Origin of the sequence: Pseudomonas sp. S09G 359, assembly GCF_002843605.1 — a bacterium.
GTDB lineage: Bacteria > Pseudomonadota > Gammaproteobacteria > Pseudomonadales > Pseudomonadaceae > Aquipseudomonas.
On record NZ_CP025263.1, the window covers coordinates 3480859 to 3494758 of the forward strand.

10 protein-coding genes and 1 pseudogene are annotated in these 13900 nt (G+C 55.6%); 9 read left to right on the plus strand and 2 right to left on the minus strand.

Annotated features, from left to right (window positions below):
* The first annotated feature begins 304 nt into the window (after positions 1-304).
* From CXQ82_RS15590 to CXQ82_RS15600, 3 genes are all read left to right on the plus strand, one after another.
* Positions 305-1345 (plus strand): DNA-binding protein, encoded by a 1041-nt coding sequence (locus CXQ82_RS15590; protein WP_101270481.1) that lies wholly within the window; start codon positions 305-307, stop codon positions 1343-1345.
* 375 nt (positions 1346-1720) lie between these two features.
* A complete protein-coding gene (locus CXQ82_RS15595; RefSeq protein ID WP_101270483.1) occupies positions 1721-2368 on the plus strand; it encodes an HAD family hydrolase in 648 nt (215 codons plus the stop codon).
* Between the two features lie 136 nt (positions 2369-2504).
* Positions 2505-3926 (plus strand): Shedu immune nuclease family protein, encoded by a 1422-nt coding sequence (locus tag CXQ82_RS15600; protein ID WP_101270485.1) that lies wholly within the window; start codon positions 2505-2507, stop codon positions 3924-3926.
* Positions 3927-3983: 57 nt separating this feature from the next.
* Here the strand turns inward: CXQ82_RS15600 and CXQ82_RS15605 are convergent, their stop codons facing one another.
* Positions 3984-4298 (minus strand): hypothetical protein, encoded by a 315-nt coding sequence (locus CXQ82_RS15605; protein ID WP_177409907.1) that lies wholly within the window; start codon positions 4296-4298, stop codon positions 3984-3986.
* A gap of 114 nt (positions 4299-4412) precedes the next feature.
* On the opposite strand from CXQ82_RS15605, the gene nfsA reads away from it, so the two are divergent.
* The gene (gene nfsA / locus CXQ82_RS15610) at positions 4413-5234 is read left to right on the plus strand and encodes an oxygen-insensitive NADPH nitroreductase (RefSeq protein WP_101270489.1); all 822 of its coding nucleotides are present in this window, start codon (positions 4413-4415) and stop codon (positions 5232-5234) included.
* Between the two features lie 124 nt (positions 5235-5358).
* Here nfsA and CXQ82_RS15615 read toward each other — a convergent pair whose 3' ends face one another.
* Positions 5359-5889, minus strand: a complete 531-nt coding sequence (locus tag CXQ82_RS15615; protein WP_024690633.1) for a hypothetical protein — start codon at positions 5887-5889, stop codon at positions 5359-5361.
* A 338-nt stretch (positions 5890-6227) separates the two neighbouring features.
* Between CXQ82_RS15615 and CXQ82_RS15620 the strand changes: the two are divergent.
* From CXQ82_RS15620 to CXQ82_RS15640, 5 genes and pseudogenes are all read left to right on the plus strand, one after another.
* Positions 6228-7393: pseudogene (locus CXQ82_RS15620) on the plus strand (MFS transporter).
* Between the two features lie 429 nt (positions 7394-7822).
* Positions 7823-9727, plus strand: a complete 1905-nt coding sequence (locus CXQ82_RS15625) for an ATP-dependent endonuclease (RefSeq protein WP_101273801.1) — start codon at positions 7823-7825, stop codon at positions 9725-9727.
* A gap of 43 nt (positions 9728-9770) precedes the next feature.
* Complete coding sequence (locus CXQ82_RS15630) at positions 9771-11522, plus strand: ATP-dependent helicase (protein ID WP_101273802.1); 1752 nt, start codon at positions 9771-9773, stop codon at positions 11520-11522.
* A 173-nt stretch (positions 11523-11695) separates the two neighbouring features.
* The gene (locus CXQ82_RS15635) at positions 11696-13042 is read left to right on the plus strand and encodes an RES family NAD+ phosphorylase (protein ID WP_101270491.1); all 1347 of its coding nucleotides are present in this window, start codon (positions 11696-11698) and stop codon (positions 13040-13042) included.
* A 162-nt stretch (positions 13043-13204) separates the two neighbouring features.
* Entirely contained in the window at positions 13205-13897 is a 693-nt protein-coding gene (locus CXQ82_RS15640) for an ImmA/IrrE family metallo-endopeptidase (protein WP_101270493.1), read from the plus strand.
* Positions 13898-13900: the final 3 nt, after the last annotated feature.

Genomic DNA, 13900 nt, shown 5'->3' on the forward strand with positions numbered 1-13900 from the left:
GAGCAGGTAGCCTCCCCACATCACTTCGAAGTGCTCGATCGCAGCTCGATAGCTTTTGCGGGTGTTCTCACGTGTACCTGCCTTTAGGTACTTGTGATTCTTGCCCATCACGTTTCGCCTTCAGAATCTGCGTGATCCCAGCATTCCACGCTTTTAGCGGCACCTAAAGGCCTTTTCGACTGTGAAGAAGCCATAAGACATTATTATAGCTTTCTATGATCAGCATGATATAGAAGCTAGCTTTGTGATAACGTGCTACGTAAATACGTGACACGTAATACACCACGAAATCGTAGGAGGTCTCATGGCGCGCGGCGGCATAAACAAGGCAGTTGTACAAAAAGCTCGGCAGTCGTTGCTCGCCAAGGGCATGTACCCGAGCATTGACGCCGTGCGCGTTGAGCTTGGAAATACGGGCTCAAAAACCACTATTTCCCGCTATTTGAAGGAGATCGAGTCCTTTGACCCGCGCCCGCCGTCGTCCCGGGATCGAATGGGAGAAGAGCTTGCAGCGATGGTTGGAAGCCTTCTGGAACGGCTGATGGAGGAGGGGGATGAGTCGATCGAACAGGCTCGATCAGCTTTCGATTTACAGCGCGTCGGGCTTGAGGCGCAGATCGCTAGCCTGCAATCTGAGTTGACCGCTGCACGTCGGCAGCTGGACGCTCAGCAAGCAGCTATTGAAGCTCAAACAGCTGACCTTCAAACCACGCAGTCTTCGCTTCAGGCTGAGCTGACGCGCAACGCCGGGATCAGCCAGCGCTGTACTGATCTTGAAGCTTTGGTCGGTGACAGGGATAAACAGATCCAATCCCTCGAGGAGAAGCATGTTCATGCGCGTGGCGCCCTGGAGCATTACCGGGAGTCCGTGAAAGAACAGCGCGATCAAGATCAACGACGCCATGAATCCCAGCTACATGAGTCCCAGGTGGAGCAGCGCAAGCTTCAGGAAACCCTGGTGCTGAAACAGGATGACCTGACACGCCTGAACCGTGACAACGAGCGGTTGCTGGGAGAGTCCCGTCAGCAGGTCAAGACACTCCATGCACATGAAGCCCGCATTCAGGCTCTGACTGGAGAGATTCAAGGTTTGAAGCTGGCCGAAGCGAAATCCGCCGGCATCTCCGAGCAGCTCCAGGAACAGATCGCTACGCTTCGACAAGATGCCAAGGCGCTCAGTGAGGCTGCAACCCAGAGCAGCAAGCGTGAGCTCGAGGTTCGATTGTTGCTAGCAGCTGCCCAGTCGGAGACTGAGCACTTGCGCCGACTACACGAGCCTGATCTGGAGGATCAGGATCCAAACTCACCTACAACTCAGCCTAAGAGCAAGCCATCCAGGAAGTGATCCATGGACTCTTTGACCGCACCACCTACGTGTCACAATGTTGGCCTGTCAGGATTCAGCCTCGCGCACCGGCAGCTAAGCACAATGCTTACCGGCCGTGATCGCCAGAGATTGATTGTGCAAATCGGCAAATCAAGCAGCTTGATGCCAGCGTCGCAATCACCCATCCCAGCGCAAACTTGCAGCGCCGCGATGTTGTAATCGAGAGCGACAGCTGCTGACGACGTCTGCCAAGCGTCAGCGGGGGGGGGGTAGGGTGCTTAAGTCCTACTGAGTGCCCCACTCGACAAATCCTGTGGGGACGGTATGGTCATATACCGGCCCACGGTGACTGCTTCCAACGGTTTGGCCTGTGCGAACTCATTAGGTAAACCCATGATTTCAGCTGTTGTCTTTGACGCCTTTGGCACCCTGGTCGACCTCCGAAGCAAGCGTCATCCTTTCAGGCAATTACTCAAGGAAGGAATCGTCGGTGGCCGCCGAGCCAGCCCGGAGGATGTGCGGGTTCTGATGAGCAACCCATGGTCGCTGAAGGACGCTGCGGATCAACTGGCTATCCGCGTATCGCCCACTCGCCTGCAAGCACTACAGGACGATCTGGATCGCGAAGTCGCATCGATAACTGCGTTCGAGGATGGCATTGAGGCGGTTGCTTTGTTGCGCGCAGAGGGCGTGCGAGTAGGCCTATGCTCCAACCTTTGCGAGCCTTATGGGGCCGCTGTCCTTCAAGCGTTTCCTGATCTCGATGGGTACGCCTTCAGCTATCAGGTCGGGGCGATGAAACCGGACGCCGTGATCTACCAGTCCATCTGCAATGCATTGCAGGTTAAGCCCGGGCACCTGTTCGGCGATCAGCATGACCAGATCGCGATGGTGGGCGACTCGCTGAAATGCGATCAAGATGGGCCCAGGGCAGTAGGGATGCTTGGGTTTCATTTGGGCAGGTCGGGCAGGGGGGGCGTGCGGGATTTGGTTCAATTTGCGCAGTTGGTCATTGAGTCACGGCGTCATCGCCTTCCGTAGCGCCGTGAGTATGCGAGCCTGGTGCGCGCCGTTTGATTCAAGAAGGGGCAATAGGGGGATATCTGTGGTCGACCCCGCGCGTACTTCCAAGACCGAGCGATCAATAATTTCAACAACATTTGGCATGGAGAGCACTATGGAAGGGACTCAGCAGACCTTGCAGGACACATGGAACGGGGAGGACGTGTTGGAGCCTAGTTTCAGCATCATCCGGCGGCCAGTGGAAGCGGGCTTTTGCATTGACTTGTACCTTCAGGTTTTTGACAAAATCTCCTCAGATAAATGGCAGTCATTGCCCGAAGACAGATGGCATCGGCTAGCCACGATCGAGCCGGGTTGGATCACGATGTATCCCATCTACACCAACCCCCATACTCAGCGCTATCGGAGCCCGAAGAACGGAAACGTGGGCTGCATCTTGTACAGCCATCACCCGACGCGCGATCTTCCAGACACTCCAGAGGACGCCGTGCTCTACATCGACGTCAGCCTCCCTCGAAAACTGTTTGATCCCTGTGAGGAAGGATTGGGGCTGGTTAAACAGCTTACGCCGCTCTGGCGAGGGCTGCGATTCGCTCCCAGCCTGAAAACCCTAGTCATATCGGATGATGGTGACACCTCGATCACAGACGACGTCGTCTTTGTCAGCGAGGCACGGGTGGATGAATGCCGTAGAACATGCATGCGGATCACTCGGGCTCGAAAAAAGAGTGAGACGTCAGCCCAGATGCATTGGGTGCTGAGCCAAGTGTTTCCGACGCTGATGCCCAATGTGGTCTTTGAAGGCAGCCGTCCAGTGCTGGCGAGCGATACGACCCCTCGCAGAGTCAGTAATCAAGTTGCGCAGGCGGCTGTGCGGGCGCGGCGTCATCAGCTCAGAGAAGTGAAGGTCGGCGCTGAGATGTTGGCGAAGGAAGCGCCTCGCGAACTATTCGAATTGCACGCGGAGATCGAGAGGGTCACCTTGGCCGTAATGATCGAAAAGTTCGAGAGCATGCTGAGCCAGAACCTCAGCGAGGGCCACTGGCAGCATTTTTTCGAGGCCAACCTGTTCATCCTAGCGATGGTGTTCTCGCGCCCTGTTGCGCTTCTGCATACCCAGTTCCATGCCCAAGGCTCCACGATCAATGGGGCTGGCGCTCATATTGGCGATCTGCTTTTCTCACAAGGACGCGAACTGGCCATCGTGGAAATCAAGAAACCTTCCACCCCTTTGATGCAAAGCCGACCGTATCGCAACCAGGATGTCTTCGGCCCGAATTTGCAGCTCAGTGGAGCAATTACGCAGGTGCTATATCAGCAAGGCCTGATGCGCTCCAACTGGCTGTCGCACCTTCGAGATCCAACGATGCGTGACTTGAATCCAGACACAGCGAGGTGCGTTGTCATTGCCGGTACCAAGCCAACAGAGGAAGGCCGCCGGCGCAGCTTTGAGATATTCCGCAACGCCTGCAAAGATGTCGAGGTCGTTACCTTTGATGAGCTGCTAGGCAAGCTGCGGATGCTGGCCCAGCACCTGACGCCCGCAGCTCCAGCCGACCTCCCAGATATTTTCTGAAGATATGGCCGGACGCGATCTTGAAAGAAGATGTCCTCGAGGGAGCGCTGCGGCCTATTAAAGATCGGCGAGCAGCTTCTCTAGTTGGCCATGTTCCCACGTGCTCAGTAGCTCGACCGGGTCAGTACCAAATTGCTGCGATGAGTCAAAAGTGTACGCACGACCGTCTGAGCGATAGCAGCTATCGCAGTAATCCAGAGTTTCGCAATCGTTGTAGAACTTGATGACCCAGCCATCGGTTTCAACGGTCATCATGCCGCTGTACATTTCAGTCCATGACTTCTCACCCAAGCGGCGCATGGTGCGAACGCCCAAAGCGATGTCGCGAAGCACCTGATAGGCCTCGCGGGCAGTAAGCGGTTTTGCTGACAATCGAAACGTGCCTTTGTGGGACTGTGTGGGCCCCATGGTATATGAAACTTCGCGCGCGAAGCGTGTCGCACTGCCGTCGATTTGGTAGCCTCGGACTCTATTTGGAGATCTCGAATGACAGTCAACGTACAATCAAAACTGGCTTCCCGCTACGGCGCCGCGGACATCTCGCCTCTCATGCCCTGGAACGAGACGATCGATCAGTTGCTCGATCATCGCAGCGTTCGTGCTTTCACTGATCAGCCACTGCCTGACGGCACCATAGAGACCCTGGTTGCCGCGGCGCAATCAGCGTCGACCTCTTCAAACCTGCAGGTCTGGAGCGTTGTCGCTGTTCAGGACAGCGATCGGAAAGCGCGCCTCTCGGCACTGGCAGGAAACCAGGCCTACATCCGGCAGGCGCCTCTGTTCTTTGTATGGCTCGCCGACCTGTCCAGGGTCACCCGCGTTGCTGAGCAGCAGGGTGTAGAGCTCGAAGCAGTGCCTTACTTGGAAAGCCTGTTGCTCGGTACGATCGACGCGGCCTTGGCTGCTCAGAACGCCGTGGTCGCTCTGGAGTCTCTGGGACTTGGCAGTGTGTACATCGGCGCCATCCGAAACGACATTGAAGGCGTGGCCAAGGAGCTTGGTCTGCCTCCGCAGGTCTATCCGGTTTTCGGTCTCTGCGTAGGTTATCCATCTACCGAGCGACCAGCGCAGGTAAAACCACGGCTGCCTCAAGGCGCAGTGCTTCACCATGAGACCTACTCGGCAGCGGCAGATGTGGAAGCGGTGGCTGAATACGATGAGCGCTTGGGCGCTTTCTACCAGCGTGAGGGCATGAAGGCTTCCGGGTGGTCGGAGCAGGTGGTCAATCGGCTTCGCAGTGTCTCGAACCTGCACGGGCGGGAAGAGCTGGTTGAGGAGCTGAAGCGGATGGGGTCTGGGCTGCGCTGATCGGCTCCGTCCTGCCTTTGAACGTGCACGGCTCACTGTGGAGAATGTGATTACTGTAGGTGCTTGAGCGCTCAGGGGGCTAGGGCCGCCGCGGCCCGTTTGCGTGCGGCGGCTCCTTCGAGTTTTAGGCGGGCGAGTGGTCAGCGCTCTCGGGTTTGAAAATCAACTGGGGCCGGTCAGGGCTGCCGACATAAGCACAGATGTTGAACTCAGCGGAATCGTCGTAGGCGCTAGCGCTAGAAGCCCATTGCGTGGCTTCCTCATCAAAACCCGGGCTACAGAACTCGGTGTTGGGCCAGTAGTTGTGCAGATCGCCGTAATCAAGCTGTTTGGCAATAGCTCGCTCATCGGCCCCGATAACGCACCAGGCGGCAAGCATTCGAGTTTTCCAGTTCGGGGCCGTGAGAATGTGAACCGGGTCATAGCGGTCGAAACCCAAGGCTGCAACCTCGCCATCAAAACCAAATATCGCGCTGATTGAGCGACCTGGATCTGATTCATCTTCCGCGAGCGCGTCTACCCAACACAGTAGATAGCCGAGCGCCTGAAATCTGCTGAGCTTGCGGCTTTCTTTTCTCTCGATCGAATGATCCGCGACTTCATAGTCGCCCTTTCTGGACGTTACGGTGCGAAAACTGAATGTTGTCTGGGCCATCTTGTGCGTCCTTCTTATTATTGTTTTTGTTGTTTTATTCTTATCAGTATATGAAGGGAGTAAGGGCTGTTACTAGCTTTTAATCAGTTGGCCTTTCTATCTAGGCGATGTTTTTTAGAGTCGTGAGTTTGTATATCTCGAACGCTGCCATTGGCAATAGCAAACGATACACGCTAGATATCAATCAGGTCGAATAGTATATTGGATTGATCGTTTCACCCCCTATACCCTTCAGGCTATCTTGAGCCTGAAACTTCTGAGGTATCCCATTGAAACCCGCAACCGCAACATTCGGGGACGCATCTGCATCGTTCATCGAAAAAGGAACAGCTGAGTTTATGCGCACGGCCTTGGCGTTGTTTGCCGGCGGATTCGCAACCTTCGCACTGCTCTACTGTGTGCAACCCCTGATGCCAATCTTGTCCCACGATTTTTCACTAAACGCCGCCCAGGCGAGCCTCTCACTTTCCATCTCCACGGGGCTTATGGCGATCGGCATGCTGGTCACCGGCCCCATTTCGATGCGGTCGGACGCAAGCCAGTCATGGTCGCCGCACTCTTCAGCGCGGCCTTGTGCACGCTGCTCAGCGCCGTTGTGCCTACCTGGACAGAAATTTTGATTATGAGAGCGCTGGTCGGGTTGTCGCTATCGGGACTGGCGGCGGTTGGGATGACCTACCTCGGCGAGGAGATCCATCCCAAGCACACTGGCCTGGCGATGGGTTTGTATATCGCGGGGAACGCCGTAGGCGGAATGAGCGGCCGACTCATCAGTGGCGTATTGGTCGATTTCACCACTTGGCGCGTAGCCGTGCTGATCATCGGCGGGATCGCGCTAGCCTCAGCCATCCTATTCGCCAAATTCTTACCTGCATCGCGTAATTTCCGCCCGATCCGTCTGAACCCCAAGGCATTGATCGATGGGTTTTCTGTGCATTTCAAGGATGCAGGGCTGCCATGGTTGTTTCTCGAAGCGTTCCTGCTGATGGGATGCTTCGTGACAATGTTCAACTACATTGGTTATCGGCTGTTGGCCGAGCCCTACTACATGAGCCAAGCGTTGGTAGGGTTGCTCTCCGCGGCCTACCTGGCCGGCATCTACAGCTCTGCCAAGGTCGGATCCCTGGCTGATGAATACGGCCGACGCTCGATGTTCATGGTATCGATTCTGGTCATGGTCGCGGGGTTAGGGCTGACCATGGCGTCGCCGGTGGCCGTGATTTTGCCAGGGATAGTTGTATTCACATTTGGTTTTTTCGGGGCTCACTCAGTTGCAAGCAGTTGGATTGGCCGCCGCACCGTGCGCGCGAAAGGCCAGGCATCGTCTCTGTATCTGTTTCCCTATTATGTCGGGTCGAGCGTCGTCGGTAGCCTTGGTGGCTTTGCTTACCACGCAGGCGGTTGGAATGGGGTGGGCGCGTTCATGGGGGCATTCCTTCTGGCAGCGCTGCTCGTCGCATTCAAGCTGAAGAAGCTACCGACCACCGCGACCGACTTGGGTTGATCAGTCCTATCCTCTGACGCATCCTAGCGACTCTTATCAAGGGACACGCCCGGGTAATGCCTGGGCTCATGGAGCAATTAAAATGACGGTGTTGGCCTGGGTATCTGGTAGTCACGCCTTTGCGTAGGCCACCCTGCTGGTAAGGCGATTGGGCATTCGGCCTGCGTACGCAATACAGTATTTATTCTGTGGACTCAGTGCAGGTCACAGTCATTACCACATGAAGCTGATAGCGGCGTCAAAAAGTGCGGTGCGGTTGTTTTGGTATGACGTGTCCGTCAACGGCTCACCGGTATGTCTTGGCTTGGACACGGTGTATCGTATCGCGACTATTCGGGCGCCCTTTAAGCTGCGCGTCGTGCTGAGCGCCGGAGGGATCAAGCAGCGCCACAGGCCCGATTGGAAGACAACTAACGAGAAGGGATGCTCATGTATCTGCGTGCTTTAGACGTTAATGGTTTCAAGTGTTTTGGCAAGCCTTTTACCATCGAATTCCACGACGGTCTCAACGTTCTCGTTGGGGAAAACGGAGCGGGCAAAACCGGCGTGATCAGCGCGATACGCCAGCTTTTCAATGACTCCGAGTCGGGTAAGCGGATCATCAGTGAGCGCGATTTCTATAAAGGCTTTGGGGTTGGAGCCGTCCCCGCGGAATCGATCTGGATTCAAGCCACGTTTTCCGATTTGGACAAAGACGATGTCATTGCCTTCGAAGATTGGTGTGGAAATCACGACGAAGCAAAACTGACTTTCACCGCGCTTAATGAGGAGGCGCGCGGCCGGTTCAGACACCACACATACGGTGGCCATGAATACACCAAGGCCTTAGACACGGAAACGCTCGACTACATTCATTGCGTTTACCTACCGCCGCTACGTGACGCCGAGACCAAACTTCGTGAGGGGCGCCAGTCTCGCCTAGCTCGCCTGTTGAAAGCCCTATGCCGCAAAGATCTTGAAACCGCGAGAAAAGCCGGCGAGCTGCACCCGCTGGAGCAATACGTGGGCGACTTCAACCGTGAGCTCTCCGAAAGCGACAAGTTTGCTATCAAATTGGCCAATCAGAGAATCGGTGAAAATCTGAAGGCAGCTCTGGGGATGCACCTTTCCCAGGGCACAATGATCCAGTTTTCAGAGGTCAGCTTCTCCCGAATCGTGGAAGGCCTGCGGCTCTTGTATTTCCCTAATCTCTCCCAGGCTGACGCTACCCAGTTTCGGTCGTTGGAGGAAAATAGCCTGGGGTACAACAACCTTCTGTACATCGCATCGATCCTGGCAGAGCTCATCCTTGAAGCAGAGGAAGATCGAGGTGAAGAAACCTATCTGCGGTTGTTACTGATTGAGGAGCCGGAGGCTCACCTTCATCCCCAACTCCAGTTACGGCTGCTTCGCCACCTCAAGACAGTTGCCGAAGCACGCGGGATACAGGTAATCATCACCACGCATTCAACGGTGATTTCTGCTGCTGTGTCGGTCAATCACATCATTCATATCTCCAATGACGACAAGCCCGTAGCAGTACCTCTCAGGAACACGGGGCTTCCCGACCAGAGCCGGCGCTTTGTTGATCGCTGGCTGGATGTGACGAAGTCAAATCTGTTGTTCTCCAAGGGCGCAATCTTGGTCGAGGGCATCGCAGAAGCCATCGTGGTGCCGGAGCTGGCTCGGATTGTCCTGCGGCCCTACGGCAAAGGGAGAGACTGCCTGGATGATTATGGCGTGTCGGTGATAAACCTCGGAGGTATCTACTTCAAACACTTCATGCAGCTGTTCTGTGACGTCAATGGCGAGCAGCCGGGGGCTGATATGCCAGTCAGGTGCGCCGGTCTAACCGACAACGATCCACCGAAGTCTTTGAAGTCTATTGACGATGGGAAAGGCGGAACCAAAGCAATACCTTTTTTACCCCACGCTGATGAGCATCCTGTTGGTAACAACCCAGCATTATCGCTGCAAGGCCCCATTAACCGATCGCAGTTCGGTCGACTGTTCGCAGGCATGTACAAGACATTCGAATACGACATCGCGATGGAGGGCGACAATCTCAGGACGATGATGACGGTTGCGGCTGGACTCTGGCCAGTCCCGGACGGTTCGGTAGTGAAGGGGCTGGAAAAGAACGCGAAACTGGATTTCGCCGCCATGACATCTGCCGAAAGAGCCGATTACGCGGGAGCCTTACTTGATCGGCTCGATTCGGATGAGATCGGCAAAGGGCTCTATGCCCAGTCGTTTGCGGACGCGCTAGAGGTCTTGGAAACTGACTTCGTGGTGCCAGAGTACATCCGGCTGGCGATTCTTTGGGCCTGCGGCCTGGAAGAAAGACCAGCATGATGGTTCGAGCCGCCGCAGAAGTCCTACGCAGGGCCGGCCCATGATGAAGTTCACCCAAGAGCAGTTGGACTACCTCGCCTCACCGCTTGACCAGCATGTTTACCTCAAGGCCTGCCCGGGCAGCGGAAAGACAGAGGTGGTTGCCGCTATGGTGGCCAGAACCGTTCAGGGATGGTCTCGCTCACCCTCAGGCATTGCAGTGCTGACCTTCTCCAACAGCGCGACGGACGAACTCAGAAACAGGATTCATAAGTACTTGGGGGAGCCGATCGGTATGCCCCATATGATCGCTACGTTCGACAGCTTCGTTCTGAACCGGCTGGTGGCGAGCATCGCCAGTGAGATCACTGGATATACGGGCAAGGAGGGTGACTTTCGCATTCGTATTCTAGACAAGACAGCGGACATCTATCGCACGCGAAAGAGTATTTGCGACCGCTGGATCTCCGCGTGCAAATACGACTATGACCTTGGAGCCGCCAGATTCGTATTTTCAACCGGCGAACGCAGCCTCGATAACCAGTTGAATGCTGCAGCCATTGATCAGGAAACCTTCAAAGATCTCATCGCCACCAAAAAACGGCTGTGGAAGGGAGGGTTCGCCACCTTTGGCGACATCGACATGCTCGCCCTGAAGGCATTCAAGGATAAGAAATTCGACGCCTACTATTCACGGATCGCGCGCCGATTTCCTTTGGTCATCGTGGACGAATGCCAGGATCTCTCGGCCGAGCAGCTGCGAATCGTCGAACATCTCACAGAGTTCGGCATCAAGTTCCACTTCATCGGCGATCTGAACCAGTCAATCTATGGCTTTCGCAGGTCGAACCCCGATAAGGTCACCGAGCTAATGGGCAAGCTCAAGTTCGAACCCTATGAGCTTAAGACGAATTGGCGGAGCGGACAGGACATAGTCGATCTATGCACCAAAATCCTCGGCGGCGAACGGATCAGCGGCAACCCAGATATTGCGTCCGAACAACCGCGGATTCTCGAATACAAGGCCTGCCCCTCTGAGCTGTTGCCTACGATCCGCGCCATGACACAGGCGTACACCAACGTGGTACTGGTGGCACGCGGTCATACCACCCTGCAGCGCTTACGTAATGGTGAGACCTTTGAAGGCATCGAGCTGCTGGCAGTCGCGTGCATCGGCGCCAGCACAGGCAACCTCAAGGACATCAAGGATAGCCTGAGGACGTTTGCAAAGTGGCTGGCGAACAAACTTGAGCTGGAGGTCACCAAGGTCGGCCCGTATTGCCCGATTGTCATGGAGTCCAGGGTTGCCTGGCGGAAGTTCATCCATGAGAGTCTGAAGTTCATGGTCGCCAATGGTGCTGGAAACTCCGATCAGACCTGGTCGGCCTGGGTGCGCACCGCGAAGCTGGCGATCCGACAACTCCCGGATCAGCCCTTTGTACCTATGGAGCTGCGGGATGTGCTGGACGGCCTGAGAGGCTTGAATCTTGTGGCTCGCAAAGGGCAGGGTGGCAAGCCCGTAACCGTGCGAGTAGTAAGCCAAGAGATGTTGGAAGGGCTACCAGACACATTGCGCTACGAAACGATTCACCAAGTGAAGGGCGAAACTCATGATGTCACTGTAGTGATTTCTTCCCAACAGCCCGGAGTGCATCAGTCTCATTGGCAAGACTGGCTGCGGGATCGCGGATCAGAAGCAGCGCGGTTTGCCTATGTAGCGAGTTCCAGGCCACAGCACATGTTGATTTGGGCGGTGAAAAAGCTGAAAGCTGAGGATCGACCTGTGCTGGCGCAGTTGGGGTTCGAGGTGCCGTAACCAGCTTTGGAACGCCCTGCCTGATCTAGCGCCTCTCCAAGCCAAGGTTCAGCAGGAAGAAATAGGGCTACTCGCTCACAGAGGCGCGATCCACTCCGACAGGGTAGCCGATGGTGACTTGGCCTTGCGCCGGCGTATAGACAAGCGTTTTTTGAACAGACCAGGAGCCCGTAATGAGCCAGCTCGTGTGTACCCATTGTCTCACCGAAGCCTATTTGCGCGATCAGGCCGCGGATAATGATGTCAGTGAATGCGACTACTGTGACCGAGAGCTTCCAGTCATGGACATGGACGAACTCGTGGACATGTGTGAGACGGCAATCCACGCCTGCTTTCGTCCAATCCAGCAACCGAGCTCAGTAATACACCACGGTTATCCTCCCGTCGGTGAAAGTCTGTATTTCGTCCTGGAGCGTATGCTGGGTGCTGGTCAGAGCCTGCTGTCTGATGTTCATGATCGGTTGCTTGAAGCCTGGAGCGGCCTGGACGATGACGACGATCCCTATTTTATTGAAGAGACTGAGGCGTCGTCAGAGCTGACGGTTGGCTGGCGGAAAATGGAGCACAGCCTGCAATTTGAATCTCGGCTGGCGAACCCTTTAGTGGGGTCGATCCTGTCCATGGTTTTCGATGGCATTGAAGATTTGCGTTCAAAGGACGATCGATCAGCCATTGTCATCGCCGGCGTTGGCCAACCGATCTCATCATTCCAGCGGGGGCGGGTGTTCCAAGACGAAGACACAATGGCAGCAGCGCTGAAGCACCCTGAAAAGCATCTGGGGCCCCTACCCAGGGGAAAGGGCTCCCCGGGGCGAATGAATGCCAAAGGCATCTCGGTTTTTTACGGTGCAACAGACGACCATACCGCAATTGCGGAGGTTCGCCCTCCCGTAGGTAGCACGGTGGTGACCGCACGGTTCGACGTTATCAGGCCTCTGCGACTTCTCAACCTGAACGACCTGGACGCGATGCGTCCGCATCGTGACCTGAGCTATTTCAATCCCGTTCGCAGGAGCCTTGCCGAACGCTGCGCCTTCCTCAAAGCCTTACAAAGCCAACTGACCATGCCGGTCATGCCTGACTCAGCGGAAAGCGGTTATCTAATCACGCAGGCGATTGCCGATTTTCTGGCTAAACACCAAGGTCTCAACCTCGACGGGATCTTGTTCCCGTCTGCACAGGTGCCGAAGGATGCCTCACCGGGCCAGAACGTGATTCTTTTTCACAAGGCAAGCGGGGTTGAAAGGTTGGAGGACACACAGGAGGCGGAGTACGTGAGCCTGTGGGAGTCGGATGAGGATCGGTGGGTGTATTACCCTGAATTCTGGGAAGCCGGGCCGAAAAGCAGAGATGAACGCTCCCAGTATGTTCCACTCGTGCCGCATCCCGAGCCAAGCCTGCGTCTAGCCAGAGATTGCATCGTGATTCACCAGATCCAGGGCGTTCGATTTAGCAGCGCGGTTGATCCCGTTCGCTATGTTCCTTGGTCGAAAGACAGGAAATTTACAGGATTCAGGTAGACCCTCTTCCATGCAAAGGTTCTCAGCTGCCCGGCACCTCCCGCATCAGAAGCACTTAAGCTACCGCTCATCGGCAAACCCCACATCTAGGGAGTTTGGCATACTGACATCACTACATATTGGGTTAATTTATGCCTGAGAGCCTAAATCTGGTGTTTTGCCATGAACGAAGCCTATATCGAGAAAGCAGCGACTGATCTGCTCATGCAAATCTACCGAGATCGCCGCTACCTCTGGCCAGATCAAGATACCCAGCCAATGATGATGCGCAGCCCCCAAATCGCTGCTTTGGTCTGTGGCTATGATTACCATGTCTATCCCACGCTGGGGGATACCAAGTTCAACCGGCATAACACCGGTACCCGAATCGCGGGCTTGATTGATCGTCAGGCTAACAAGATTGCCGTTGCGACCGAGTTTGGTGACAAAGTCCAGCTCTTCACTGGCGCCCATGAAATAGGCCATCTCGTACTGCACGAAGACACCGTCATGCATCGCGACCGCGCGTTCGACGGCGGCCCATTGCAAGCGCCTCGGCCTCTCGCTGAGAGGCAAGCCGACCGCTTCGCAGCGTGCTTCCTGATGCCTCAAAAGCTGTTGAGAGAACGGTTCGAATTCATGTTCTGCTGCAAAGGACAATTGCGCTTCAGCGACGTGATCGCCTTTCACCTCGACCCTAATCACCCGGATCGCCTGCTCTATGCCTCAAAGGACTCAGATGAGCGCGAGCTAGCGCTGGCGCGGTGCACCCAATTCAACAATCGGAACCTGGTGTCATTGGCCCAGCAGTTCGGGGTTTCGGATTCAGCCATGGCTATTCGAATCAAAGAGCTAGACTTGGTGCGCTGGCCCTAAAGC

Coding starts and splice junctions, on each gene's coding strand:
- CXQ82_RS15590 (WP_101270481.1), top strand. CDS start 305: ATGGCGCGCGGCGGCATAAACAAGGCAGTTGTACAAAAAGCTCGGCAG.
- CXQ82_RS15595 (WP_101270483.1), top strand. CDS start 1,721: ATGATTTCAGCTGTTGTCTTTGACGCCTTTGGCACCCTGGTCGACCTC.
- CXQ82_RS15600 (WP_101270485.1), top strand. CDS start 2,505: ATGGAAGGGACTCAGCAGACCTTGCAGGACACATGGAACGGGGAGGAC.
- nfsA (WP_101270489.1), top strand. CDS start 4,413: ATGACAGTCAACGTACAATCAAAACTGGCTTCCCGCTACGGCGCCGCG.
- CXQ82_RS15615 (WP_024690633.1), bottom strand. CDS start 5,889: ATGGCCCAGACAACATTCAGTTTTCGCACCGTAACGTCCAGAAAGGGC.
- CXQ82_RS15625 (WP_101273801.1), top strand. CDS start 7,823: ATGTATCTGCGTGCTTTAGACGTTAATGGTTTCAAGTGTTTTGGCAAG.
- CXQ82_RS15630 (WP_101273802.1), top strand. CDS start 9,771: ATGAAGTTCACCCAAGAGCAGTTGGACTACCTCGCCTCACCGCTTGAC.
- CXQ82_RS15635 (WP_101270491.1), top strand. CDS start 11,696: ATGAGCCAGCTCGTGTGTACCCATTGTCTCACCGAAGCCTATTTGCGC.
- CXQ82_RS15640 (WP_101270493.1), top strand. CDS start 13,205: ATGAACGAAGCCTATATCGAGAAAGCAGCGACTGATCTGCTCATGCAA.